This window comes from Rhodococcus sp. ACPA1, from assembly GCF_002300195.1.
GTDB classification, from domain to species: domain Bacteria; phylum Actinomycetota; class Actinomycetes; order Mycobacteriales; family Mycobacteriaceae; genus Rhodococcus_F; species Rhodococcus_F opacus.
In genome coordinates, this window is record NZ_NSDX01000011.1 from 439,659 (window position 1) to 464,785 (window position 25,127).

24 protein-coding genes, 2 tRNA genes and 1 pseudogene are annotated in these 25,127 nt (G+C 67.6%); 9 read left to right on the top strand and 18 right to left on the bottom strand.

All coding sequences use genetic code 11. The annotated features are described in order from the left end of the window. Positions 1 to 4: 4 nt before the first annotated feature. The gene (locus CJ177_RS38470) at positions 5 to 1,057 is read left to right on the top strand and encodes a LacI family DNA-binding transcriptional regulator (protein WP_005248165.1); all 1,053 of its coding nucleotides are present in this window, start codon (positions 5 to 7) and stop codon (positions 1,055 to 1,057) included. A 41-nt stretch (positions 1,058 to 1,098) separates the two neighbouring features. Here CJ177_RS38470 and CJ177_RS38475 read toward each other — a convergent pair whose 3' ends face one another. Together CJ177_RS38475 and CJ177_RS38480 are read right to left on the bottom strand one after the other, a co-directional pair. Continuing rightward, on the bottom strand, positions 1,099 to 1,965 hold the full coding sequence (locus tag CJ177_RS38475; protein WP_061045794.1) for a sugar phosphate isomerase/epimerase: 867 nt from the start codon (positions 1,963 to 1,965) through the stop codon (positions 1,099 to 1,101). A 70-nt stretch (positions 1,966 to 2,035) separates the two neighbouring features. Continuing rightward, positions 2,036 to 3,223, bottom strand: a complete 1,188-nt coding sequence (locus tag CJ177_RS38480; protein ID WP_095870204.1) for a phytanoyl-CoA dioxygenase family protein — start codon at positions 3,221 to 3,223, stop codon at positions 2,036 to 2,038. Between the two features lie 72 nt (positions 3,224 to 3,295). On the opposite strand from CJ177_RS38480, the pseudogene CJ177_RS38485 reads away from it, so the two are divergent. Next, positions 3,296 to 3,934 (top strand): annotated as a pseudogene (locus tag CJ177_RS38485) (LacI family DNA-binding transcriptional regulator); the annotation flags it as partial. 149 nt (positions 3,935 to 4,083) lie between these two features. Here CJ177_RS38485 and CJ177_RS38490 read toward each other — a convergent pair. From CJ177_RS38490 to CJ177_RS38530, 8 genes are all read right to left on the bottom strand, one after another. Further along, positions 4,084 to 4,857: a M23 family metallopeptidase gene (locus CJ177_RS38490; RefSeq protein WP_025432959.1), complete on the bottom strand. Its 774-nt coding sequence runs from the start codon at positions 4,855 to 4,857 to the stop codon at positions 4,084 to 4,086. Between the two features lie 260 nt (positions 4,858 to 5,117). After that, positions 5,118 to 7,052 (bottom strand): bifunctional sugar phosphate isomerase/epimerase/4-hydroxyphenylpyruvate dioxygenase family protein, encoded by a 1,935-nt coding sequence (locus CJ177_RS38495; RefSeq protein WP_095870205.1) that lies wholly within the window; start codon positions 7,050 to 7,052, stop codon positions 5,118 to 5,120. A gap of 7 nt (positions 7,053 to 7,059) precedes the next feature. Then, positions 7,060 to 7,500: a type II 3-dehydroquinate dehydratase gene (aroQ, locus tag CJ177_RS38500; RefSeq protein ID WP_005248177.1), complete on the bottom strand. Its 441-nt coding sequence runs from the start codon at positions 7,498 to 7,500 to the stop codon at positions 7,060 to 7,062. A gap of 68 nt (positions 7,501 to 7,568) precedes the next feature. Further along, the gene (clpX, locus tag CJ177_RS38505; RefSeq protein WP_005248181.1) at positions 7,569 to 8,849 is read right to left on the bottom strand and encodes an ATP-dependent Clp protease ATP-binding subunit ClpX; all 1,281 of its coding nucleotides are present in this window, start codon (positions 8,847 to 8,849) and stop codon (positions 7,569 to 7,571) included. Positions 8,850 to 9,089: 240 nt separating this feature from the next. After that, on the bottom strand, positions 9,090 to 9,752 hold the full coding sequence (locus CJ177_RS38515) for an ATP-dependent Clp protease proteolytic subunit (RefSeq protein ID WP_005264334.1): 663 nt from the start codon (positions 9,750 to 9,752) through the stop codon (positions 9,090 to 9,092). 48 nt (positions 9,753 to 9,800) lie between these two features. Further along, positions 9,801 to 10,388: an ATP-dependent Clp protease proteolytic subunit gene (locus CJ177_RS38520; RefSeq protein ID WP_025432961.1), complete on the bottom strand. Its 588-nt coding sequence runs from the start codon at positions 10,386 to 10,388 to the stop codon at positions 9,801 to 9,803. 184 nt (positions 10,389 to 10,572) lie between these two features. After that, positions 10,573 to 11,967, bottom strand: a complete 1,395-nt coding sequence (gene tig, locus CJ177_RS38525) for a trigger factor (protein ID WP_005248188.1) — start codon at positions 11,965 to 11,967, stop codon at positions 10,573 to 10,575. 59 nt (positions 11,968 to 12,026) lie between these two features. Then, positions 12,027 to 12,103 (bottom strand) — tRNA-Pro (locus CJ177_RS38530). Between the two features lie 139 nt (positions 12,104 to 12,242). Here CJ177_RS38530 and CJ177_RS38535 point away from each other — a divergent pair. Both CJ177_RS38535 and CJ177_RS38540 read left to right on the top strand, forming a co-directional pair. After that, positions 12,243 to 12,316: transfer RNA gene (locus CJ177_RS38535), tRNA-Gly, on the top strand. Positions 12,317 to 12,570: 254 nt separating this feature from the next. Beyond that, a complete protein-coding gene (locus tag CJ177_RS38540; RefSeq protein WP_061045791.1) occupies positions 12,571 to 13,392 on the top strand; it encodes a hypothetical protein in 822 nt (273 codons plus the stop codon). A gap of 7 nt (positions 13,393 to 13,399) precedes the next feature. On the opposite strand, the gene CJ177_RS38545 is transcribed toward CJ177_RS38540, so the two are convergent. Together CJ177_RS38545 and CJ177_RS38550 are read right to left on the bottom strand one after the other, a co-directional pair. Continuing rightward, complete coding sequence (locus CJ177_RS38545; protein WP_005248191.1) at positions 13,400 to 14,197, bottom strand: Fpg/Nei family DNA glycosylase; 798 nt, start codon at positions 14,195 to 14,197, stop codon at positions 13,400 to 13,402. A gap of 6 nt (positions 14,198 to 14,203) precedes the next feature. Further along, the gene (locus CJ177_RS38550; protein ID WP_061045790.1) at positions 14,204 to 14,677 is read right to left on the bottom strand and encodes a ribose-5-phosphate isomerase; all 474 of its coding nucleotides are present in this window, start codon (positions 14,675 to 14,677) and stop codon (positions 14,204 to 14,206) included. Between the two features lie 67 nt (positions 14,678 to 14,744). On the opposite strand from CJ177_RS38550, the gene CJ177_RS38555 reads away from it, so the two are divergent. After that, entirely contained in the window at positions 14,745 to 15,719 is a 975-nt protein-coding gene (locus tag CJ177_RS38555; protein WP_037181426.1) for a M48 family metallopeptidase, read from the top strand. 18 nt (positions 15,720 to 15,737) lie between these two features. On the opposite strand, the gene CJ177_RS38560 is transcribed toward CJ177_RS38555, so the two are convergent. After that, positions 15,738 to 16,394, bottom strand: a complete 657-nt coding sequence (locus CJ177_RS38560) for a DsbA family protein (RefSeq protein ID WP_025432963.1) — start codon at positions 16,392 to 16,394, stop codon at positions 15,738 to 15,740. Positions 16,395 to 16,494: 100 nt separating this feature from the next. On the opposite strand from CJ177_RS38560, the gene CJ177_RS38565 reads away from it, so the two are divergent. Further along, positions 16,495 to 17,730 (top strand): NAD(P)/FAD-dependent oxidoreductase, encoded by a 1,236-nt coding sequence (locus CJ177_RS38565; RefSeq protein ID WP_005248199.1) that lies wholly within the window; start codon positions 16,495 to 16,497, stop codon positions 17,728 to 17,730. Positions 17,731 to 17,802: 72 nt separating this feature from the next. Continuing rightward, positions 17,803 to 20,382, top strand: coding sequence for an aminopeptidase N (pepN, locus tag CJ177_RS38570; RefSeq protein WP_095870236.1), 2,580 nt, complete (start codon positions 17,803 to 17,805; stop codon positions 20,380 to 20,382). Between the two features lie 20 nt (positions 20,383 to 20,402). Here pepN and dinB read toward each other — a convergent pair whose 3' ends face one another. Together dinB and CJ177_RS48785 are read right to left on the bottom strand one after the other, a co-directional pair. After that, positions 20,403 to 21,629, bottom strand: coding sequence for a DNA polymerase IV (gene dinB, locus CJ177_RS38575; RefSeq protein WP_005248208.1), 1,227 nt, complete (start codon positions 21,627 to 21,629; stop codon positions 20,403 to 20,405). Positions 21,630 to 21,666: 37 nt separating this feature from the next. Then, positions 21,667 to 22,467: a helix-turn-helix domain-containing protein gene (locus CJ177_RS48785; protein ID WP_257014893.1), complete on the bottom strand. Its 801-nt coding sequence runs from the start codon at positions 22,465 to 22,467 to the stop codon at positions 21,667 to 21,669. Positions 22,468 to 22,573: 106 nt separating this feature from the next. Here CJ177_RS48785 and CJ177_RS38585 point away from each other — a divergent pair, with 106 nt between their 5' ends. Beyond that, positions 22,574 to 22,990, top strand: a complete 417-nt coding sequence (locus CJ177_RS38585) for an SRPBCC family protein (RefSeq protein ID WP_061045787.1) — start codon at positions 22,574 to 22,576, stop codon at positions 22,988 to 22,990. Between the two features lie 73 nt (positions 22,991 to 23,063). Here CJ177_RS38585 and CJ177_RS38590 read toward each other — a convergent pair whose 3' ends face one another. From CJ177_RS38590 to CJ177_RS38600, 3 genes are all read right to left on the bottom strand, one after another. Continuing rightward, on the bottom strand, positions 23,064 to 23,543 hold the full coding sequence (locus CJ177_RS38590) for a DUF5130 domain-containing protein (RefSeq protein WP_005248214.1): 480 nt from the start codon (positions 23,541 to 23,543) through the stop codon (positions 23,064 to 23,066). Beyond that, entirely contained in the window at positions 23,530 to 23,790 is a 261-nt protein-coding gene (locus CJ177_RS38595) for a hypothetical protein (RefSeq protein WP_005248217.1), read from the bottom strand. Before CJ177_RS38595 ends, CJ177_RS38590 begins: the two co-directional genes overlap by 14 nt. 75 nt (positions 23,791 to 23,865) lie before the next feature. Beyond that, positions 23,866 to 24,537 carry an HNH endonuclease gene (locus CJ177_RS38600; protein WP_005248218.1) on the bottom strand — a complete coding sequence of 224 codons (672 nt, stop codon included), beginning with the start codon at positions 24,535 to 24,537 and terminating at the stop codon, positions 23,866 to 23,868. A gap of 140 nt (positions 24,538 to 24,677) precedes the next feature. Here CJ177_RS38600 and CJ177_RS38605 point away from each other — a divergent pair, with 140 nt between their 5' ends. Further along, positions 24,678 to 25,073 carry a globin gene (locus tag CJ177_RS38605; RefSeq protein ID WP_005264320.1) on the top strand — a complete coding sequence of 132 codons (396 nt, stop codon included), beginning with the start codon at positions 24,678 to 24,680 and terminating at the stop codon, positions 25,071 to 25,073. Positions 25,074 to 25,127 lie beyond the last annotated feature (54 nt).

Consider the following 25,127-nt stretch of genomic DNA (forward strand, 5'->3'; position numbering starts at 1 on the left):
CGAGATGCTCGACGATCGAGCCACCGCGCACGACGGTGCGGAACGGCTACCCGCCGGCCTGCACCGACGCCCCACGATGGCCGATGTCGCGACGCGGGCCGGGGTGTCGCGCACCCTCGTGTCACTGATCTTCAGCAACAAACCCGGCGCCTCCGACGAGACCCGGGACCGCGTCCTCCAGGCCGCCGACGAACTCGGCTACCGACTCGACCGGGCCGCCCGCATGCTCGCCCGTGGGCGTAGCCGCACCCTCGGTGTGCTGATCGACGTCCACCAGACCTTCCAGGCCGACCTGATCGGAACCATCTACGCGGAGGCCGAGGCCGCCGGATACGAGGTCCTGCTCTCCGCGAGCGCACCCGCCCGGGACGAACACAAGGCGATCGAAGCACTCCTCAGCCACCGGTGCGAGGGCCTGATCCTGCTCGGTCCGCTGTCCGAGGCCGACTATCTACGGACACTCGCGGACCGTGCCGTCGTTGCCGTCATCGGCCGCGCACTCCCCCACACCGCCGTCGACACCGTGCGGACCGCGGACGCCAAGGGCATCCGGCAGTCCGTCGACCACCTCGTCGAACTGGGACATCGCGAGATCGTGCACGTCGACGGCGGCGCGGACCCGGGGTCACCCGAGCGTCGTCGCGCCTACCTCGCGGCGATGCGCAAGCACGACCTCTCCGACCACATTCGCGTCATTCCCGGTCAGCACACCGAGGAGGCAGGCATCGCCGCCGCGAACACCCTACTGGCCGAGGACCACCTGCCGACCGCCGTGCTCGCCGGCAACGACCGCTGCGCCATCGGCCTCATGGACGTGTTCACCCGCGCCCACGTCGACGTGCCCGGCGACATCTCGATCGTCGGGTACGACGACAGCCACCTGGCACAGTTGTCGCGGATCGACCTCACCACCGTGCGGCAGGACACGGAGGGTCTGGCGCGGCACGCCGTGCAGTTCGCCATCGGGCGACTCGAGGACGACGGCCTCGTCCCGCAGGATTTCGTGATCGACCCCCACCTGGTGGTGCGCGGCACGACCGGGCCGGCCCGGTCGTAGCCGCCTACGCGCCGGCACCCCGGTTCAGCGCAGAGGCGGCCTCACTTCGTGATGCTCCTCAGGTATTCGACGCTCCGGACGACGTCGCGCACGGGGCCTTCGTCCTCCGGTTCCGTCGCGAGGATGGTGTCCTGTTCGAGGACGTACCAGCCGTCGTAACCCTGATTCTGCAGCTGCTCGACCACCCCGGCGATATCCACGTCTCCGGTGCCCAGTGGCGTGTACATCCCCTGCGCGACGGCCTCGGTGTAGGTGAGCTCGCCCGCCCGGACCCGTCCGAGTAGCGCCGCATCGACGTCCTTCAGGTGCGCGTGGGCGATCCGCTCGGGGGCCGTCGTGACGAGGTCGAGGGGGTCGGTGCCGCCGATCAGCAGGTGTCCGGTGTCCAGGCACAGCGGGATCGACGAGCCGTCCAGGATGCGGTCCACCTCGACGCGGTTCTCGATCATCGTCCCCACGTGGGGGTGGATCACCGCCCGGAGCCCGCGGTCGGCAGCGGCCGATGACAGGCGGTCGAGGTTGCGCAACAACGTCTTCCATCCCGAGTCGTCGAGTTCCGGTCGGGAATCGTAACCGACGGCTCCCGTCACCGCCGCCAGGACCATCACCTCCGACCCCGACGCGACGAGTGAGTCGACCGCCCCGCCGACAGCAGCGACCGCGTCGTGATCCGGATCGTGGAGCAGCACCGGGACGAATCCCCCGACCGCAGTCAGGTCGTACCGGGCGAGGGTGTCCGTCAGTTCGTGCGGATCCGAGGGAAGGAATCCGTCCGGACCGAGTTCGGTGGCTGCGAGGCCGGCGTCACGCATCTCGGTGAGGACCCGGTCGGGGTCGAGCTGGTGGCCCCACCCCTCCACCTCACACACTCCCCACGAAATCGGTGCTCCTGCAAGTCGAATCGTCATCGACGTGTTTCATCCAATCGCACCGGTCGGTGCTGTTGTAGTGACAGTGTGGCCGTTTCGGCAATCCCGCTCACGGCCGCCGCCGGGTGGTCTGCGCGGCCAGACGCTCGGCGAGCACCGCCGGATCTGCGTTTTCCCGCAACGCTTCCCACACCGTGTCCACCTGAGTGGCCGGCGCGAGACTGTGCACCGGCTGATCGTGGTCGAGGTTGGTGGGGAACGGGTAGCACTCGGCCGTCGCGACGACGGCATTGCGGAGGGTGCGCTCGCTCGCCCCGGCACTCTGCCGTGCCAGCAGTGCCGGATACACGGCGTTCGCCATGGCCTCCCGGTCCAGCACCTCCATCGCCCGGCCGAACGGCGACGAGATCTGCAGCAGATTGGCCATCCGCCGGATCGCGTCCGAACGGTTGCAGCCTGCGCCGTGGTAGAGCGCCGGGTTGAAGAACACCGCGTCACCCTTCCGCAGCGGCAGCTGAACATGACTGTCGCGGAAGAACTCGACGAACTCCGGCCGGGAGAACGCCAGGTAGCCCGCCTCGAACAGTTGCGAGTACGGCAGATACAGGGTCGGTCCGCTCTCGACGGGCATGTCGCAGTGCGCCACCGCCCCCTGCAGCGTCAAGGCGGCCGACATCCGGTGCAGGTGCGCCGGATACTCGGTCAGCTCCTCCCGGGGAACGATACCCAGGTGGTAGTCCCGATGCGGCACCTGCGCGGCACCACCGGGATTGACCACGTTGACCTGCGACGTCACCTGATACAGCGGTCCCAGCCAGCTCTGACAGATCAGCGCGAGAATGTCGTTGGCGTAGTACTCGGCGAACACCTCCGGGGCGCCGAGAGCCAGCTTCTGCGCGGCATTCCAGATGCGGTCGTTGGCGCCCGCCTTGCCGAAGTGGTCACCCACCACACCACCCGACGCGTGCTGCTGCGCGATGAGGAGGTCGAATTGTTCCGTGGCGCGATCCAGCACGGCGAGGTCGCTGAAGGCGTTCTGGAACACCACGATTCCGGGGCCGTCGGTGAGCGCGCGCACGAGTTCGGTCTGCACGGCGCGGCGGGACTGCGCGTCGTCGAGGTGGGGAATCAGCGAGTCACTGCGGTACAGCAGGACGTTCTGTTCCACGGAGTGAGCGAACGGATAGTCGGCGAGGTCCGTCGAGCGGTCCACCGAGGCGCGAAACGCGTCGAGGTCGCAGTCGGAGTCGCGGATCCACTCACGCCGGCCGGTCGGCGGAGGAGTCGTGATGGTCATGGGAATAGTCTTGCTGTGATGTGAGCGGCAAACAACAGCAGAAACCCATCATTTTCACCTCAGGAGGCGGCAGTGAAGCACCGCTACAAGGTTCGTGAGACCAGCAGTCGGGATTGAGCGAGGCGACCGTCGACCGCGTCCTCCACGAACGTCCCGGAGTACGGGAATCGACGAGAGCGGAAGTGCAGCAGGCAATCCGCGATCTCGACAAACATCGCACTCAGCTCGAGCTGAGTGGGCGCAAGTTCCTCGTCGACGTCGTCATGCAGTCACCCGAGCGCTTCACCACCGCGTTCCGCGTGGCCGTCGAGGCGGAACTGCCAGCCCTCGCTCCTGCCGTCGTGCGCTCACGGTTCCAGTTCCGGGTAGCCGGCTCCACACCCGCGATGGTCGAGACGCTCGATCGGATCGGAGCCCGCGGCACAGGGCGTGATCGTCAAGGCCTCCGACTCCATCGAGGTCGTCGAGGCCATCGACCGGCTCACCGCGGCGGGGATACCGGTGGTCACCTATGCCACCGACGTGCCGGGCAGCTCACGGGCCGGCTACATCGGGATCGACAACCGGGCCGCGGGGGCGACCGCCGCCCACCTTGCCGACCAGTGGCTCGGCAACGCGTCGTCCATCGTCCTGATCACGCTGAGCAGCAATGCCTTCCGCGGCGAGGAGAAACGGGAGATGGGGTTCCGCGCCGCACTGCGGAGTTTCGGCACCGGCCACGCGGGCCGACGCCCATCTGCGTGCCGCATGCCGCTGCAGGCCCGGGCGCGCTCGGCGGCGTCGCCACCGCTGCGTCACCCATCCGGGTGGTCACCCCGTACAACCAGCCGTGACGGCGTGGATCGGCGACTCACCCGCGCCTAGCCCTGCCCCTGGGGGACGGGGACGCCGCGCGATTGGAACCAGCCCGCCGGATCGATCTTGGTTCCGTTGACCGCCCACACCTCGTAGTGCAGGTGCGGTCCGGTCGACTGACCCCGGTTGCCCATGGTGGCGATCTGGTCGCCGGCCCGGACCTGCTGCCCGACCGACACCAGCGACGTGTCGATGTGGCCGTACACGCCGGTGGTGCCGTCGTCCTGCTGGATGCGGACCCACAACCCGAATCCCGACGCCGGACCGCTCTCGATCACGGTGCCGTTGGTGACAGCCTTGATCGGGGTGCCGATGGAGTTCGCGATGTCGATGCCGTTGTGGTTCGTACCCCAACGCGCACCGAAGCCCGAGGTGAAGGTGCCGACTGCCGGGACCAGCACAGCGGGTCGGCGTGCCGCTTCCTCGGCCGCCGCCTGGCGCGCAGCCTGTTCGGCGGCCTCGCGAGCCAGGCGCTCGACCTCGGCTTTCTCGAACGCCAGCCGCTCGACCTCACGCTGGGCGGCGCGCTGGAGTTGTTCGGCGTAGTCGACGGGTACCGGGCGCGTGACCTGCAGGAACTGGGGCGGCGTCGAGAGAGACACGCCCGTCTCGGTCGACGCCTGCGCCACCTCACCGGTGGCCGCGGAGGCGATACCCCCGGATGCGAGCAGTGCAGCGGCCGCCAGCGAGGTCGCGACCAGCCGTCTGCGGGAGGTCTTCGTCGAACCGAGGCGCCGGGTGCGCCGGGCTTGCGGGACGGTGTTCGGGTGTAGAGCCAAAACCACATTCCTCTGTCGAGTTCGTGTTCGATAACGAAACGGTCACGGTTTCGACACAGGTTAGTACGGATCAGGCTGAATCCCGCGCGTCGCATTGACGCGCTCGAACGGGGTCAAGGTCTCGAACTGGATTTCTCGACCTCATCAGTCACATGCACCCCGTGAGCGCACATCGACGACAGAGGTCACGCGCCAGAAGTGTCCGAAGTCACGGAGCCCGCGGTCGTGACCGCGGGCTCCGTGACCTTCGAATCGACCGCTCAGCCGGCCGCCCGCAACTGGGCCGCCAGACGCATCGCGGAGTTCGCGTCCCCGTATCCCTCGTAACCGCCGACGCGTTGCACCACCTCGAAGAACAGGTCGGCGCCCACCGTCTGGGTGAACAGATGGAAGAACTCGCCGTGGGCATCGCGGTCGTACATGATGCCCGACCCGCTCATCCGGTCCAGGAGCTCGCGGGAGAGCCCGAAGCGGGCCTCGAGGTCGTCGTAGTAGTTCGGCGAAATCACGAGGGGCTCGAACCCGTTGGACTGCATGGTCGCGGCGGCGGTGAAAATGTCCGTGCACGAGAACGCGACGTGGCTGATGCCGCCGCGCCGAGCCGCGGCGATGTGGGAGTTGCCCGACACCGCGCCCGGAACCATGTTCAGGGAGATGCGCAGCGGACGGTCGACACCGTCGGCACCCGTCTGATCCATCGTCAGTGCCTGACTGCGCATCATTCCGACCGCGTCGGTGACGTCGAGGCCCTCGTGCGGCGCCATCGCGAACACCGAACGGAGCAGCAGCATGATGCCGTCCCAGTTGTCGGACGGCACGGCGAGCGCCACGTGATCGACCCCGGTGAAGACGGGCACCTCGTCCTGCCAGCGCGACTCCGTCGGATACAGATCGAACGCCGACTGCCACGACGCGGCGCTGCCCGGGCCGCGCAGATCCAGCGACGTCGCGTCGGTGATCTTGAGACGCACCACATCCGATTCGGGTGCGGTGTCGACACCGGGCAACAGGACCTCGTGCACCGGGACCTCGAGCGCCGCGGCGCGCTCACCCCACGCGTCGGGATCGCTCGACCGGATACCGATCTGGGTGAGCACCGGCAGGTGCGCCGGCAACCCCGGAGCGGTCCACACGGTGCCCGCGGTCGCATCGACCACGATGGTCATCCGGCCGTGCCGCCACAACTGGAGGTCGTGACTGCGGTGCCGGCCCACCAGACGGAATCCGATGTGCTGCAGTGCCTGCCGAAGGTCGGAATCCTTGCCGGGACCGGCAGCGAGCCGGAGCGACACGATGCCTTCGAGGGGTGCGCGCGGCGGCGGCTCGAACAGCGCCAGACCGCGACCGGTGTCCTCACCGTGCTCGGCCTGCACGCGTGCGACCTCCTCCTGGAGGTACAGCAGCGAGCGGTGCGCGTCGGCGGCCGTGCGCCCCGTGGACGACTGCCGGAACGTGTCGTTGAAGATCTCGAGCGACCACGGTCCGGTGTATCCGGCGGCCTGGACGTGCGCGCCGAACGTCGCGAGATCGAAGTTGCCCTGCCCCGGAAAGTTCCGGTGGTGCCGGCTCCACTGCAGGATGTCCATCGACATGCGGGGCGCGTCGGCGAGCTGGAGGAAGAAGATCTTCTCCCCCGGGATGTCGCGGATGCCGGACGGGTCGTCGCCACGGGAGAGGATGTGGAAGCTGTCGAGGCAGGTGCCGAGGGCAGGATGGTCGGCGTCCTGCACGATCTTCCACGCATGCCGGTACGTGTTGACGTGCGTGCCCCAGGCCAGCGCCTCGTACGCGATGCGGAGTCCCCGGCTGTGTGCGCGCTCGGCGAGAGTGTGGAGTTGCTCGGTCAGGCGGGCGTCGTCCCGCACCGCCTGGGGCAACGGCGAGGAGCACACCAGCAGGGTGTCGCAGCCGAGCTGCTCCATGATGTCGAACTTGCGCTCGGCTCGGATCAGGTTGCGCGCGAACGTCGTGTCGTCCACGGAATCCAGATCGCGGAACGGCTGATACAGATCGAGGGTGAGTCCGAGATCTGCTGCGCGGGAAGCCAGCTCACGCGGCGACCACGGCGAGCTCACGAAATCGGGTTCGAACACCTCGAATCCGTCGAACCCGGCTGCCGCGATCGCGGTGACCTTCTCCTCCAGCGATCCGCTCAGGGATACCGTGGCAACGCTCGTACGAACCTGTCGTCCCATGGTGCCGTCAGCCCTTGTTGCAGATGAAGTCGACGGCCAGCGCATAGCCGAGAATGCCGAGTCCGGCGATCACTCCGGTCGCGACTCCGGACACGTACGAGTGGTGCCGGAATTCCTCACGGGCGTGCACGTTGCTGATGTGCACCTCGACGAGCGGCACCTCGAGCGTCACCAGGGCGTCGCGCAGCGCCACCGACGTATGCGTGAAACCGCCGGGGTTGATCACGACGCCCGACGCCGTGGTCCGGGCCTCGTGCACCCAGTCGATCAGGTGGCCCTCGTGATTGGACTGCCGCGCGACGATCTCACGTCCGGCCTTCGCGGCAGCCGTGCGGCACAACTCCACGACGTCGTCGAGCGTCTCCCGCCCGTACACCTCGGGCTGCCGTTGCCCCAGCAGGTTCAGGTTGGGGCCGTTGAGAACAAAGATCGGTCCGGGAGCGGTCATCGCGCGCATTACCTCCATTTGTACGAACTAGTGAGTTAGTTCGCACCCAGGATACAGCGCGCTCCCGCCTAGGCGGACTTGTCTCGGCGTTCTCCCCGCTCCGGCTTACGCGGAACGATGGTCGGAAGCACGTTGTCGTTGACCGTCTCGGCGCTGACCACGACCTTCTCGACGTCGTCACGGCTCGGGATGTCGTACATGACCGGCAGGAGGACTTCCTCCATGATCGCGCGCAGTCCACGAGCACCGGTGCCGCGGAGGATCGCCTGGTCGGCGATGGCCTCGAGCGCGTCCGTGGTGAACTCCAACTCCACGCCGTCCATGTCGAACAACCGGTTGTACTGCTTGACCAGCGCGTTCTTCGGCTCGGAGAGGATCTGGACGAGCGATTCCTTGTCGAGGTTCGTCACCGACGCGACAACGGGCAGACGGCCGATGAACTCGGGGATCAGCCCGAACTTGATCAGGTCTTCCGGCATGACCTCCGCGAAGTGGTCCTGCGTGTCGATCTCCGCCTTGGACCGCACCTCGGCACCGAAACCGATGCCGCGCTTGCCCACGCGATCGGACACGATCCGCTCGAGGCCGGCGAACGCGCCCGCCACGATGAACAGGACGTTCGTCGTGTCGATCTGGATGAACTCCTGATGCGGGTGCTTGCGACCGCCCTGCGGCGGCACGCTGGCCTGCGTGCCCTCGAGAATCTTCAGCAAAGCCTGCTGCACACCCTCACCGGACACGTCCCGCGTGATCGACGGGTTCTCGCTCTTGCGGGCGATCTTGTCGACCTCGTCGATGTAGATGATGCCGGTCTCGGCGCGCTTGACGTCGTAGTCGGCGGCCTGGATCAGCTTGAGGAGGATGTTCTCGACATCCTCACCGACGTAGCCGGCTTCGGTGAGCGCCGTCGCATCGGCGATCGCGAAGGGGACGTTGAGCATCTTCGCCAGCGTCTGAGCCAGATACGTCTTGCCGCAGCCCGTGGGACCGAGCATGAGAATGTTCGACTTCGCCAGCTCGACCGTCTCGCCGCGCGCGTCACGACCCTTGTCGCCGGCCTGGATGCGCTTGTAGTGGTTGTAGACCGCAACGGCGAGAGTCCGCTTGGCGGCATCCTGGCCGATCACGTAGTTCTCGAGGAAATCCCGGATCTCGGCCGGCTTCGGCAGCTCGTCGAGCTTCACCTCGCTGGACTCGGCCAGCTCCTCTTCGATGATCTCGTTGCACAGGTCGATGCACTCGTCGCAGATGTACACCCCAGGCCCAGCAATGAGCTTCTTGACCTGCTTCTGGCTCTTACCGCAGAAAGAGCACTTGAGCAGATCCCCGCCGTCACCGATGCGTGCCATCTCGTCAGGTCCCTACTTCCTTCGTCTACGTGCAACCATCGAACCGATCCCACGCCGTGCGCGCACCGACCGAAAACGAAAGCCCGTTATGTGACCGTACCCGCAGATCGCGAGCGAGGTCGACTGGTTGTCGGTGATTCGCGCACCGATCTTCCGGGAAAGCCAGCCTTGCCGATCCCGCACCCGGCTCGCGGCAACCGCGCCGTAACGGCGTGTCGCCCGAGCCGGGGCGGCAGGAAATCACTTCTGGGCGCTGAGTTTGCGGTACTCGAGCACGTCGTCGATGATTCCGTATTCCTTGGCCTCGGCGGCCGTGAGGATCTTGTCGCGATCGGTGTCCTTGCGGATCACGTCGGCATCCTTGCCGGTGTGCTTCGCGAGGGTGGTCTCCATCAGGCGACGCATCCGCTCGATCTCGGCAGCCTGGATCTCGAGGTCGGAGACCTGACCCTGGATGCCGCCGGTGGCGGGCTGATGGATGAGGACACGAGCATTCGGCAGGGCGAGACGCTTGCCGGGGCTACCGGCCGCCAGCAGGACCGCGGCAGCCGAGGCCGCCTGGCCGAGGCACACCGTCGTGATGTCGGCGCGCACGTACTGCATGGTGTCGTAGATCGCCATCAGCGAGGTGAACGAGCCACCCGGCGAGTTGATGTACATGGTGATGTCGCGATCGGGGTCCAGCGACTCGAGAACGAGCAGCTGAGCCATCACGTCGTTGGCCGACGCGTCGTCCACCTGCACGCCGAGGAAGATGATGCGCTCCTCGAACAGCTTGTTGTACGGGTTGGACTCCTTGACGCCGTAGCTCGAGTGCTCGATGAACGACGGCAGGATGTAACGCGACTCGGGGCCTGCGGGCGCCTGGCCTCCCAGGCTGCGGGGATCGAACAGGTTGGTCATCAGTTCTCCAAAGGATGTGTGGGAGCGGTCAGTGAGGAAGCCGGGCCGCTACAGCCCGGTCCCGCCCGCCTGCGCCGCGCGGGAGACGACGTGGTCGACGAAACCGTATTCGAGAGCCTGCTTCGCGGTGAACCAGCGGTCACGATCCGAATCGGCGGTGATCTGCTCGACCGTCTGACCGGTGTGCTCGGCGATCAGCTCGGCCATTTCGCGCTTGGTGTGCGCGAACTGCTCGGCCATGATCGCGATGTCACTGGCGGTACCACCGATTCCGGCGGACGGCTGGTGCATCATGATCCGCGCGTGCGGGAGCGCGTACCGCTTGCCCTTGGCCCCGGCGGAGAGCAGGAACTGGCCCATCGACGCGGCCAGACCCATGCCGAACGTCGCGACGTCGCACTCGGCGAACTGCATCGTGTCGAAGATCGCCATCCCGGCGCTGACCGAACCGCCGGGCGAGTTGATGTAGAGGGAGATGTCCCGGCTGGGATCCTCTGCCGACAGCAGCAGGATCTGAGCGCACAGCTTGTTCGCGATGTCGTCGTCGACCTGGGTACCGAGGAAGATGATGCGCTCGCGCAGCAGGCGTTCGTACACCGAGTCGCTGAGGTTCAACCCAGCGGTGGCTGAAGTCATGGCGGGACTCTGCAAAGTCTCCAGGTGATTGGAAGTCACGGTACCTGCCTTCTCCGTAAATCGTTGATTGCTGACACAGACACTAACGAAGGAGGGCGGCACCGGAGTCCCGGTGCCGCCCTACTTCGCTCAAAGCGGAAAACAACTCACAGCCGAACGCGAGAGAAACATCCCGCGACCAGCATTATTTCTGGTCTTCGCCCTCGGCGGAATCCGACGCAGCCTCGTCCGTGGACGCAGTCTCCTCGGTGTCGGCCTCACCGTTGCCGAACAGTTCGGCGGTGTCGACAGCGGCACCCGAGGTGTCGGTGACGGTGGCCTGCTCGACGACACCGGCGAGAGCCTTGCCGCGACGCACGTCCGCGAAGACGGCGCCGAGCTGACCGGCCTGCTGGATCTGCTGGATGAACTGCTCGGGCGCCATGCCGTAGCGCTGCGCCTGGAACAGGATGCGCTCGGTGAGCTCGTCCTGGCCGACGGTGACGTCGGAGGCGTCGGCGATGGCGTCCAGCAGCAGCTGGGTCTTCACCGAGCGCTCGGCGCTCTCCTTGGCGTCCTTGTCGAACTCTTCGCGGCTCGTGCCCTGCTCCTCGAGGAGCTTGTTCAGCGCTTCCTCGTCGTGGTCGAGGCCGTGCACCGCATCGTGCAGTGCAGCGTCGACCTCGGCCTTGACGACGGCCTCGGGCAGCGGGACCTCGACGGTCTCGAGCAGGGTCTCGAGGACCTTGTCGCGGATCTGACCGGCCTGCTCCACCTTGCGGACGCGTCCGACGCGCTCACGCAGGTCGGCCTTCAGCTCGTCGAGGGTGTCGAACTCACTTGCCAGCTGAGCGAACTCGTCGTCCTCGGCAGGCAGCTCGCGCTCCTTGACGGTGCCGACGGTGACGGTGACGACAGCTTCCTTGCCCGCGTGGTCACCGGCGACGAGCGTCGAGGTGAACTCCTTGGACTCGCCGGCCTTGACGCCGACGACGGCCTCGTCGAGGCCCTCGATGAGCTGACCCGAACCGACCTCGTGCGACAGACCGCTCGCGGTGGCCTCGGGGACGGCCTCACCGTCGACGGTGGCCGCCAGGTCGATGGAGATGAAGTCTCCGTCCTCGACCGCACGCTCGACACCGGTGAGGGTGCCGAAGCGCTGACGCAGCGACAGGAGCTGCTCCTCGACGGCCTCGTCGGTGATCTCGATCGGATCGACGGTGACGCTCAGCTCGCTGTAGTCGGGCAGCGTGATCTCGGGACGGACGTCGACCTCGGCGCTGAACTCGAGGAGCTCGCCGTCCTCGATCTTCGTGATCTCGATCTCGGGCTGACCGATCGCCTTCACCGAGGCGCTGGTGACGGCCTCGGAGTAGCGGGACGGGAGTGCGTCGTTGACGACCTGCTCCAGGACTGCGCCACGACCGACACGGGCTTCGAGCAACTTGGCCGGTGCCTTGCCCGGACGGAAGCCGGGGAGACGGATCTGTTGCGCGAGGGCCTTGTAGGCCTTGTCGAAATCAGGCTTGAGCTCCTCGAAGGGCACCTCAACGTTGATACGGACTCGCGTCGGGCTGAGCTGCTCGACGGTGCTCTTCACGGACTGGCTCCTTCGTGTGGTCGTGCTTTTCTGTGCGGCAGTTACCTGCCCTGTGGTTCTGGTCGGGGTGACAGGATTTGAACCTGCGACCCTCCGCTCCCAAAGCGGATGCGCTACCAAGCTGCGCTACACCCCGGTCGAAGCCGGCTCTCGCCAACCTCGCGAGGACCCGAGGAAGAATCCTACGGCCCCCCGATTATGAAATCCAAAGCGAGGTTGGGTACAGTCACTCATCGCAGACGACATGCATGGCGATCCCAGGTAGTCGTATGCACGGGGATGTAGCTCAATGGTAGAGCCTCAGTCTTCCAAACTGATTACGCGGGTTCGATTCCCGTCATCCCCTCCACACAGGAGCGTTCCCACCCCAGGGGACGCTCCTTTTTTCACGTTCGAGGGCGGCCGCGGAGACCGCATCCACTATGACATGCGTCACATAGATGATGGACGCGGCCCCACTCGCCCTCCAGCGGACCACTCCCTCGTTCGCCGAGCGCGTAACCACGATTTCGGTCAGTACTCTGGGAGATGTCCGATTTGTCCCCTACTCGTGGATGTTGCCGCCCCGCAGCCGGCGGTCCGCGAGAACTCCGGAGGCCCACCGTGGAACTGCTACTCATTCTCGTGATCGTGGCGGCGGTCGCCTTCCTGGTGGTGAGGAGCCGCAGCAACCGCGCCGGGCAGACCGCGAATCAGCTCGAGGACGCCAAGGCGGACGCTCGCCAGGCCATCGAACGGCTCGGCGGGCAGGTGTACAGCCTCACCGGGTCCGACACCGCCTCCCAGCAGGCACTCGCCGACGCGTCCGAGCGCTACACCGCTGCCGGCTCCCAGATCGATCAGGCCACGACGCCCGTCCAGGCGCGTCTCGCCAAGCAGACGGCACTCGAGGGTCTGTACTACATCCGCGCTGCCCGGACGGCCATGGGCATGGACCCCGGCCCGGAGATTCCGTCGATCGACGGCCAGAAGTCCGCGGGCGCGGTCACCGAGGACCGCGAGGTCGAGTTCGAGGGGCGGCAGGTCGCGGCGTCGCCGAACCCGTCGTCGAAGACACCGAACTACTACCCCGGCGGCCGCGTCGCGGGACGCCCGGTACCGGCCGGCTGGTACTCGGAGCCGTGGTGGAAGCCCGCTCTCGTCGCAGGCGCGTGGGGCTTGGGCTCGATGTTCCTGTTCTCGGCGATGTTCTCCGGGATGGCCGGAGTGGGGTACGACGCGCAGGGCTTCGAGAGCGGAGCGGGCGACGCGTCCCAGGACACCGGTGACGCGGGCGCGGACGCAGGCGGGGACGGCGGTGACGCAGGCGGAGACGGCGGCGGCGACATGGGCGGGGACGCCGGTGGCGACGGCGGCGGATTCGACTTCGGCGGCGGCGGCGGAGACGGCGGCGGGTTCGACTTCGGTGGTGGGTTCGACTTCTAGCCGGCCGTCAGGAGGGCTGGCAGCGCGGACACCAGAAGAGGTTGCGGCCCTTCATGACCGAGTGGGCCACCGGGGTGCCGCAGATCCGGCACGGTGATCCCGCCCGCCGGTAGACGTACGTCCGGGGACGGTCCTTCGCGTACGCCGGATCGCCGTGATCGTCCTCGGGACGGACGACGTGCATCGTGCCGCGGCGGACCCCGACCTTCATCAGGGCGACGAGGTCGGCCCACAGCGCGTCCCACTCGTCACGGGACAGCGCGCGGCCGGGCCTGTCGGGGTCGATGCCGTGCCGGAACAGGACCTCCGCCCGGTACACGTTGCCGATGCCCGCGATCACGGCCTGATCCATCAGCAGAGCCCCGATCGGGGTCTTCGACGCCGAGATGCGTTTCCACGCCTTGTCGGGGTCGGCGTCCTTCCGCAGCGGGTCCGGGCCCAGCCGCGCCTCGATGGCGGCGACCTGTGGCGGATGGAGAACCTCGCAGGCGGTCGGACCGCGGAGGTCGGTGCCGAACTCGGCGCCGACCATCCGCATCCTGACCTGGCCGACCGGCGGTTCCATGGGGACGGCTGATTCCGTGAACGCTCCGTACAGTCCCAGGTGGACGTGCACTACGAGTCCGGACTCGTAGTGATGCCACAGGTGTTTACCCCAGGCCTCGGACGTGACCAGGACACGGCCGTCGACGAGGGCCGCGTCCTCCGCGAATCTGCCCTGCGGGCTCAGCACCCGCACCGGCGAACCGGCGAACCGGCGTTGGTGCAGCCGGGCCAGCCGGTGCAGGGTGTGACCTTCGGGCAAGGACGATCAGGCCTCGGGCAGGGCCGGGACGACGCCGGTCTTCTCGAACTCGGACAGAATGTCGATGCGGCGCTGGTGGCGCTCCTCGTTCGACCACTCGGCGGCGAGGAACGCGTCCACGATCGCGAGGGACTCCTCGAGCGAGTGCATGCGGCCGCCGAGGCCGATCAGCTGAGCGTTGTTGTGCTGGCGGGCCAGCTGCGCGGTCTCGACGCTCCACGCCAGGGCACATCGCGCACCCTTCACCTTGTTCGCGGCGATCTGCTCACCGTTGCCGCTGCCGCCCAGCACGATGCCGAGGCTGCCCTCGTCGGCTACGACACGACGGGCCGTCTCGATGCAGAAGGCGGGGTAGTCGTCGAGGGCGTCGTAGACGTGAGCGCCGCAGTCGACGGTCTCGTGGCCCGCGGCCTTCAGGTGTTCGATGATCTCGTTCTTACGTTCGAATCCGGCATGGTCGGCACCCAGGTATACGCGCATGACTGGTGATTCTGTCAGGCGTCCTCGCGAATCGTGTCAGGGGCCCGGGACGCTTATCGTGATCAGCATGTATCCCGACAACGGACAGAACTGGGGACAGCCGTATCCGGGGCATCGGCAGGCCCCCGCGCCGCACCAGTGGAGTGGCGGGACGGGATGGAATCCTCCGGTCCCGTTGCCGGGCCTCATGCCGAACGACAGGCCCGCCCGGCACTCGTGGGAGATCCCGCTGCTCGTGGCGGCGATCGTTCTCACCGTCGTCGCCTACGTCGCGGCGATCGCGGCGCTCTTCCTCGGCGTGGTGTCCACCTGGGTGCTCATCGTGCTGGTCGCGCCGATTCTCATCGCCGTCGGCCGCGGCCAACTCTACGGCTCGCAGCAGGTGAACGGGATCAAGATGACGCCCACCCAGTTCCCCGACGGGTATCGGATGGTGGCCGAAGCGGCTGCGCGGTTCGGGATGACCGAACCGCCCGACGCATACGTCGTGCTCGGGAACGGCCGGATCAACGCGTTCGCGTCCGGACACGGTTTCCGCCGCTTCGTCGTGGTGTACAGCGACCTGTTCGAGATCGGCGGCGAGGCCCGCGAGCCCGACGCGCTCGCCTTCATCATCGGCCACGAAGTCGGTCACATCGCGGCCGGTCACGCGTCCTACTGGCGGCAACTGGGACAGTTCGCCGCCAATTACATTCCCGTCGTCGGGTCGGCCCTGTTCCGATCGATGGAATACACCGCAGACAACCACGGCTACTGCGTCCGGCCCCAGGGCGCCCGCGGCGCGATGGGTGTTCTGGGCGCGGGTAAATATCTCGTGAGCATCGTCGGATTCGACGAACTCGCCGACCGGGCCACCACCGAACGCGGGTTCTTCCCGTGGTTCGTGAATCTGCTGTCGGGACATCCGGTGCTGACCTGGCGCGCCGCCGCCCTGCGGAACAGGACCCGGCACGGTCACCTGTTCGTGAAACCCGGCCAGATCTACCGCGATCCGCAGCTACTGCAGTACGCGGCCGACCCGGCCGGGCCCGTCACTCGGTGACCGTGCCCGGGACGGGGCTCAGTCGAACTGAGGGTCTTCGGTCCGGGTGCGCTTCAGCTCGAAGAAGTGCGGGTAGCCGGCCAGTGCGACCGCACCGTCCCACACCTTGCCCGCGTCCTCGCCGCGAGGAATCCGCGACAGGACCGGGCCGAAGAACGCGACACCGTTGACGTGGATGGTCGGGGTTCCCACGTCCGGTCCGACGGCGTCCATGCCTGCGGCGTGACTCTCGCGCAGTGCGGCGTCGTACTCCTCGGATTCGGCGGCCTCGGCCAGTTCGGCCGGCAGCCCGACCTCGGCGAGCGACTTGACGATCACGTCGCCGAAGTCCTTGTTGCCCTCGTTGTGGATGAGCGTGCCCATCGCCGTGTACAGCGGCAGCAGGATCTCGTCGCCGTGCTTCTGCGCGGCCGCGATCAGCACCCGCACCGGGCCCCACGCCTTGGTCATGAGTTCGCGGTATTCCTCCGGCAGATCCCGGCCCTCGTTCAGGACGGCCAGGCTCATCACGTGGAAGTTCGCGTCCAGGTCGCGCACCTGCGTGGCCTCGAGGATCCATCGCGAGGTGATCCAGCACCACGGGCACAGTGGGTCGAACCAGAAATCAGCGACGTCCCTGGCGGTCCCGGCGTTCGTCCCAGCACTCACGTGATGCTCCTTCTCGGTGATGTACACATTCCCGTCCAGTCAACACCTCCCTGCCGGGAATCCTTCCCGGAGACCCCGCTCGCGGCAGTAGGGTCGAACGTGGTCGACCGGAAGGGAGCATCCTCACATGTCCTCCACTCGCACGTTCGTCGTCGTCGGCGGCGGCCTCGCCGGAGCGAAAACGGCAGAATCATTGCGTGACAAGGATTTCGACGGATCGATCATCCTCCTGTCGGAGGAGGAGCATCTTCCCTACGAGCGACCTCCGCTGTCGAAGGAACACTTCGCAGGCAAGAAGGCTCTCGGCGACTTCACCGTCCACCACGGTGACTGGTATCGCGACCATCACGTGGACCTGCGGCTCGGCACCACCGCCACCGCCCTCGACCTCACCGCCCACACAGTGACGCTGCCGGACGGTTCCACGCTGGGCTACGACAAGCTCGCCCTGGCCACCGGTTCGCGCTCGCGCCGCCCACCGATCTCCGGGTCCGACGCCGAGGGAGTCCACTACCTCCGCACCATCGACGAATCGGACAAGCTCATCGACGCGGTCGCCGGTGGCCGACGACTCGTAGTGATCGGCGCCGGCTGGATCGGCCTCGAGGTGGGCGCCTCCGCACGGGAGAAGGGCGCCGACGTGACGGTGGTGGAAGCCGCCGAAGTTCCCCTGCTCGGCTCGCTCGGCCCCGAGATCGGCTCGGTCTTCGCCGAACTCCACCGCGAGCACGGCGTTCAACTGCACCTCGGCGCCACGGTCGAGGAGATCGTCGTCGACGACGGCAAGGCCACCGGGGTTCGGCTGGGCGACGGCACCGTCCTGCCCGCCGACGCGGTCCTCGTCGCCGTCGGCGCGGCACCCAACATCGAGATCGCGGAGCGGGCCGGACTCGACGTCGACGGCGGCGTTCTCGTCGACGCCGGGTTGCAGACCAGCGACCCCGACGTCGTCGCGGTCGGCGACATCGCCGCGCAGTGGCATCCGCAGCTCGGCACCCGAATCCGGGTCGAGCACTGGGCGAACGCGCTCAACCAGCCGGCCGTGGCCGCCGCCACCATGCTCGGGCACGAGGCCGAATACGGGAACCTGCCCTACTTCTTCACCGACCAGTTCGATCTGGGCATGGAATACGTGGGGTACGCCCCGCACGATTCGTACGACCGGGTGGTCGTGCGTGGCGATTTCGCCGCACGCGAGTTCGTGGCCTTCTGGCTCGACGCGGACAATCACGTCCTCGCCGGCATGAACGTCAACATCTGGGATGTCACCGATCAGATCAAGCAACTGGTGTCCTCGTCCGCCCCGGTCGATCCCGACCGCCTGGCCGACCCTGCAGTGCCATTGACCGACCTGTCCGGTTAACACCCCCGGCCCACTCGTGATGGGATGGCAGCATCGAGTACGAGCACCGCCGCCGATCACGAGGAGACCTCTGTGGCCCCACCGAACCTGACCCGCGAACAGGCAGCCGAACGAGCCGGACTGCTGACCGTCGACAACTACCTGATCGAACTCGACCTCACCGACGGGACAGGTCAGCCCGGAGTCGAGACGTTCTCCTCCCGCACCACCGTCACGTTCGGGGCCACCCCCGGCGCGTCCACATTCGTCGACATCGTCGCGGCCCGTGTGCATTCGGCCACGCTGAACGGCTCCCCCGTCGACGTGTCGGATTACGACGAGTCCACCGGCATCACACTCACCGATCTCGCGGAACGCAACGAACTGGTGGTCGAGGCCGACTGCGCGTACTCGCACACCGGTGAAGGGCTACACCGCTTCGTGGACCCGACCGACGACGCGGTGTACCTGTACTCGCAGTTCGAGACCGCCGACGCCAAGCGCATGTTCGCCTGCTTCGACCAGCCCGACCTGAAGGCGACGTTCGACGTGCACGTCACGTCCCCCGCCGACTGGAAGGTGATCTCCAACTCCGCGACCGTCGAGACGGTGGCGCCGGAAGCCGGCCGCCACATCTTCCGCACCACACCGAAGATGAGCACCTACCTCGTCGCGCTCATCGCCGGCCCGTACGCGGAATGGACCGACAACTACTCCGACGAGCACGGCGACATCCCCCTCGCGATCTACTGCCGCGCCTCCCTCGGGAAGCACATGGACTCCGAGCGCCTGTTCACGGAAACCAAGCAGGGCTTCGAGTTCTACCACCGCAATTTCGGCACCCCCTACGCGTTCGGGAAGTACGACCAGCTGTTCGTCCCCGAATTCAACGCGGGCGCAATGGAGAACGCCGGCGCCGTGACGTTCCTCGAGGACTACGTCTTCCGGTCCAAGGTGACGCGGGCGTCGTACGAGCGGCGGGCCGAGACCGTGCTGCACGAGATGGCGCACATGTGGTTCGGCGACCTCGTCACCATGCGCTGGTGGGACGACCTGTGGCTCAACGAGTCCTTCGCGACGTTCGCCTCCGTGCTCTGCCAGAGCGAGGCCACCGAGTACACCAACGCGTGGACCACGTTCGCCAACGTCGAGAAGTCGTGGGCGTACCGGCAGGATCAGCTGCCGTCCACCCACCCCATCGCCGCCGACATCCCCGACCTCGCCGCGGTCGAGGTGAACTTCGACGGCATCACGTACGCGAAGGGCGCCTCGGTCCTCAAGCAGCTCGTCGCATATGTCGGGCTCGACCCCTTCCTGTCCGGCCTGCGGGACTACTTCCGCGACCACGCCTTCGACAACGCCACGTTCGACGACCTCCTCGGCGCACTCGAGAAGTCCTCGGGCCGCGACCTGTCCGACTGGGGAGCCCAGTGGCTCAAGACCACCGGGCTCAACATCCTGCGCCCCGAATTCGACGTCGACGCGGACGGCAAGTTCACCCGGTTCGCCGTCCTGCAGTCCGGCGCCGCACCGGGTGCCGGCGAGCGACGAGTACACCGCATCGCCGTCGGTGTGTACGACGACCGCGACGGCAAGCTCGTGCGCACGAAGCGGGTCGAACTCGACCTCGACGCCACCGAACGCACCGACGTCACCGAACTCGTCGGTGTCGAACGCGGTCAGCTGATCCTCGTCAACGACGACGACCTCACGTATTGCTCGCTGCGGCTCGATCCCGACTCGCTCGCCACCGCCATCGACCGCATCGGCGACATCGACGAGCCCCTGCCCCGCACCCTGGTGTGGTCGGCGGCCTGGGAGATGACGCGTCAGGCCGAACTCAAGGCGCGGGACTTCGTCGCCCTCGTGCAGCGCGGCGTCGGCGCCGAAACCGAGGTCGGCGTCGTCCAGCGACTGCTGATGCAGGCCCAGACCGCGCTGCACAGCTACGCCGAACCCGAGTGGGCCAAGGAACACGGCTGGCCGGACTTCGCGAACCGGCTCCTCGAACTGGCGCGGGAAGCCGAGCCGGGTTCGGATCACCAGCTGGCGTTCGTCAACGCGCTGGCGGGGGCGCAGCTGTCGGCGTGGCACACCGAGGTTCTGCAGGAACTGCTCGACGCCGCACCCGAGACGGTCGGGCTTCCGGGGCTCGTCGTCGACACGGACCTGCGCTGGCGTCTCGTCACCGCACTCGCAGGGGCCGGTGAGATCGACTCCGAGGGCATCGAGACGCCGTTCATCGACGCCGAAGCCGAACGCGACCCCACCGCGGCAGGTGCCCGCAACGCCGCCGCGGCGGCCACCGTCCGCCCGCAGGCCGCGGTGAAGGAACAGGCGTGGAACCTGGTGGTCGGCGACGATTCCGTGCCGAACATCACCGCCCGCTCGATCATCGGCGCCTTCGCCGGTCACGGACAGTCCGAGATCCTCGCACCGTACGTGGCCCGCTACTTCGCGGACATTCCCGCGGTGTGGGAGCGGCGTTCGAGCGAGGTCGCGCAGACCGTCGTCGTGGGTCTGTATCCGTCGTGGTCGATCAGCGAGGAATCCGTGGCGGCAGCCGACGCATTCCTGGCCGGCGACCATCCGCCGGCCCTGCGCCGCCTGGTGGTCGAGGGCCGCGCCGGGATCGTCCGGTCGCTGGCGGCCCGGAAGTTCGACGCGAGCTGACCGGTGCCGATCCTGCCGGGCTAGTCCGGCAGGATCGGCACCGTCACACCCTGATCCCGGCCCAGCAGCACCGCGCGGGTGACGGCCGAGGAACCGAAGCGGTCGCGGAGGCTGTCGAGCGTGCTGTCGAGCGAACTGCTCGTGTACGGGTCGAACGGCAGCGCCAGCTGTTGCGGGCAGTCGTCCTCGAGGTTGGCCACCGCGACTCCGACGAGGGTGATGCCCTGGCGTTCGATCATCGGCATCGCGTTGTTCAGCAGGCCCCGGGCCGTCGTGAGGATCGTCTGCGTCTGAGCCGACGGCTGCGCGAGTGTGTGCGAACGCGTGACCCGGGTGAAGTCGTCGAACCGCAGCCGGAGCACCACCGTGCGCCCGACCCGCTTGCCGCGGCGCAGCCGGCCGGCCACCCGGTCGACCAACGTCACCAGCGCGGCGTCCACGTCCTCCCTCGACTTCGGTCTGCGCCCCAGAGCGTGCTGCGCGCCGACGGATCTCCGCCTGCGCCCCACCTGCACGGGACGTGGATCTCGTGCCCACGCGAGCGCGTGGAGGTGGTGGCCCGCCGCGGGTCCGACGACGGACACGAGCAGCTCTTCGGGATAGTGGGCGAGCTGCCCGACGGTGGCAATCCCGGCGTCGCGGAGCTTGACCGACGTCACCGCCCCGACACCCCACAGCCTTTCGACCGGCAGCGGATGGAGGAACTCGATCTCGTGGTCCGGCGGCACGTGCAACAGTCCGTCGGGTTTGCCCACCGCGCTGGCGACCTTGGCGAGGAACTTCGTTCTCGCGATTCCGACCGTGATCGGCAGACCCACCTGCTCGCGTACGTCGCGGCGCAGACGCGCCGCGATGTCGACCGGCGCGCCCGCGATCTTGCGGAGACCGGCGACGTCGAGGAAGGCCTCGTCGATCGACAGTCCCTCGACCAGGGGCGTCGTCCGGCCGAACACCTCGAACACCGCCTTGCTCGCGGCCGCATACGCCGACATTCGTGGGCGCACCACGACGGCGTGCGGGCACAGGCGCAGCGCCTGCGCACCGCTGCTGGCGGTGCGCACCCCGTACGCCTTCGCCTCGTAGCTCGCGGCCAGCACGACGCCGCCGCCGACGATCACCGGACGCCCCCGCAGGCCGGGGTCGTCCCGTTGCTCCACCGAGGCGTAGAACGCATCGAGGTCGGCGTGCAGGATGGTCGCCTCGGCGCCACTCGAGATGCGCGGGCGCGGCGAATCGGACACGAACATATGTTCGCATCGACCACCGACAGAAGTCGAGCGTCGTTCAGGCCGACAACAGTGTTCGCAGTGCGGTGGGTGTCTCGCCGAGGTGGGCCCGGATGGTCCTGGTCATGTGCGCCTGATCCGAGAATCCCAGGCCAGCGGCGAGGCCGGCGAGGTCACGGTCGCCGTTCTCGATCCGCTCGAGCGCCCGCCCGACGCGAACCCTGTTGCGGTACCTGGTGAGCGAGACGCCCATGACTGCACTGAACGCACGACTGAGCGCGAACGGTGACACCCCGAACCGCTCGGCAAGCGGTATCAGACCGTCCGAGCCGGGCTCGTCGTCGAGGACCGCCGCGCGGGCAGCCGCGGCCACTGCGTGGTCCGGAATGCCGCCGCGCCGGTGTGAACACGACCGCGCCCGCGACGCGGCGAGCGCGGCAACCGTGACGAGCCGGACGACCTCCTCGGCGAGGGCGAAATGGACGTCACCGGTCCGGCCGGCACGGAGCAGGCGTCGATGAAGAAGATCGACGCGGGCATCGACGTACACATCCGAACGGCCGAGCGTCCAGTCGTCACCGGCGATCGCACGCCAGAGCTCGGGCCGGACACTGATCGACGTGCACCGGTCTCCACCGGCGGGGTGCGCGAACTGTTCCACTTCGCCCGGTACTCCGAGATACGCGACGGTCGTGTCGGCCATCGACTCGCGTCTGCCGATCCGGCGAACGAATCGGCCGCCGCGGACGAGCACGAACCGGTGATCATCCCGCACTTCCACGTCCGACCAGCCCGGGTGCACGGCGCAGCAGTCCACCGCCCAGACGCTAACGCCCGGCAGACGTGCGACCTCGCTCACCGCCACAACGGGGACGTTACCCGTGGGGCCCGACACCTTCCCGCACATGCGATGGCCTGCAAGGATCTTCAATCCTCACGGCAGTTCCTCGCGGCAGGCTGGAGTCATGTCATACATCTACGAGTCCACCCACATCGATGTCACGCCCGCTGCCGCGTGGGACGCTCTGCGCGACTGGGGTGCGTTGCACACGCGGCTCGCCGCGGGTTTCGTCACCGCTTCGGTGATCGATCGGGGAGATCGGGTCATCACGTTCTTCGACGGTTCCGTCGTCCGGGAGCGTCTCGTCTCGTGCGACGAGGACGCGCGCCGACTGGCCTGGTCGATCGTCGACGGCCCCTACCGGCATCACAATGCTTCCGCCCAGGTGAGCGACGACGGCCACGGCGCGACCGTGTTCGTCTGGATCGCGGACATCCTGCCCGCGACTCTCACGGACCGGACCGCGGAGATGATGGAATTCGGCATCGACGCCGTTCGGCGGACCCTCGAAAGCGCCGATCGCGTCGTCGGCACCCGGTGAGACACCGACGGCCCGATCCGGTTCAGGAGGACTGAGCCGGATCGGGCCGCGCGGATGCTGATCTGTGCAGGTTCTACGGTGAGGCGATTGCCGCGCTCATCACGCGGATGGCACTCACGAGACCGTCGATGAGGTCTCCGTCGCCGAACGACGACACGGCGGCGGTGGCGCCGAGCTGAGCGACCCGGTCGGTGACCCGGTTGGCCACGGCCCGGCCGCTGCGGATCTCGACCGTCCGCTGGTTGGGCGAGACCGCGATGAGCACGGACCGTTCCGCCTCGGGCGTCGTCGGGAACAGCGCGTCGGCGCCGGCCGCGGTGTCGTCGCCGAGGTCGCCGATGTACGCGTTGAAGCGCACCTTCGTCTTGCGGGTGCCTTCGGTGAGGGCATCGTCGAGGCGGACGAGTTCGTCCGTCGTGAACGGCAGGTCGTCGGTGAACGGCTCACCGACGCGGTGCACGCCCGAGATGCGACCGCTGGAGGTCACGACGCTGCCGACAGGCAGATTGTCCGCGGATACCGCGGACGCGGGAATCAGGTCACCACTTGCCACTTGCCGAGCCTCCAATCAGGTCTGCCGAACCGGCGTGCGCGCCGTGGTGTCCGCCGTGATGACCGTGCGTGGTCACCTCGTCGACGGCGCTCCACAGCACCGGCGCGTGCGTCCATTCCTCACCGAGGTGGAACGCGGGCGGCACGGGGCCCGGCGTCTTCTTGCCGACGAACGACATCCCCGCGAAGAAGGCGGTGATCAACGCCGGAATTCCTACGAATATCAGCACTGTCTCGAGAATGCTCACAACGCAAACGGTAGCCCAGAACCGTGCGAGGGGAAGCGTCAGGGCCGAACTTCGCGAAGCGGACGCGCGGAACGCTCAGGCGGCGCCTTCACCGAGGTAGGGCATCCAGGACGGGTGCAGGTCCTTGGTGGACGCCAGCAGTCGCCAGTGCGGCCCCGACGGAGGCACGAGGGAGGCCCTGAGCGTCCAGCCGAGTTCGGTCAGCAACTTGTCTGCCTTGCGGTGGTTGCAGGGCGCGCAGCAGGCCACGCAGTTCTCCCACGAATGCTCGCCGCCGCGACTGCGGGGAACTACGTGATCGACGGTCTCGGCCTTGGCGCCGCAGTAGGCGCACCGGAACCGGTCCCGGTGCATGAGGGCTGCGCGGGTCATCGGAACGCGGGCGCGATACGGGACGCGGACGTAGTTCCGGAGGCGGATCACGGACGGCACCTGTACGGACCACTGCTCGGAGTGGACGACCGGGGCCTGGGGATCCTCGTGGACGGTATCGGCCTTACCGCAGGTCATCAACACCACGGCGCGGCGGGCAGGAAGGGCGGTGAGCGGCTCGTAGGTGACATTCAGGAGAAGCACCCGGCGCTTGATCCAGAGCGGAACCGCATTCTCGCCCGGGAAAGAAGGCTCTGCGCTGTGCGCGGAGCCTTCGGTGATCACTTGTAAAGCAAACGCCCCTGAAACCCCGGCACTCCGGGCATCAGTGGGCACGAGTTGTCGGTGCGCGCGGGCGCTGTGTCGATTCTTCATGCGACCTCCGGGAGATTGCCACCAAGTGCACCATGAATTGCCTGCTCGTGCACGTCCATTTCCGACAAAAATGCAGGACGTTCGGTGAACAGACGGTGACGAAGACCGTTCGCGCCCGCACGTGCACAATGGAAGGCGCCATGACTGACGTGCAGCAGACCTTCTACGAGGCGGTGGGCGGAGCGGAGACGTTCCGCAAACTCACCGCGCGCTTCTACGAGGAAGTCGCCAAGGACGACATCGTGCGGCCCCTCTACCCCGAGGAAGACCTGGGCCCGGCCGAGCGCCGGATGCGGATGTTCCTCGAGCAGTACTGGGGCGGACCGCACACCTATTCGGACGAGCGCGGCCACCCACGACTGCGGATGCGTCACCAGCCGTTCAAGATCGGCCCGATCGAGCGGGACGCCTGGCTCCGGTGCATGCACACGGCCATCGCGTCGATCGACACCGGAACCCTCGACGACGCCCACCGCAAGGCCCTCTCCGAGTACATGGACATGGCCGCGGCGTCGATGGTGAACTCCGCCTTCTGAAACCGCCCCGCCTCGATTACGCCGGTCGAGTCGTGGTGCGGGCGATCGTTTGGC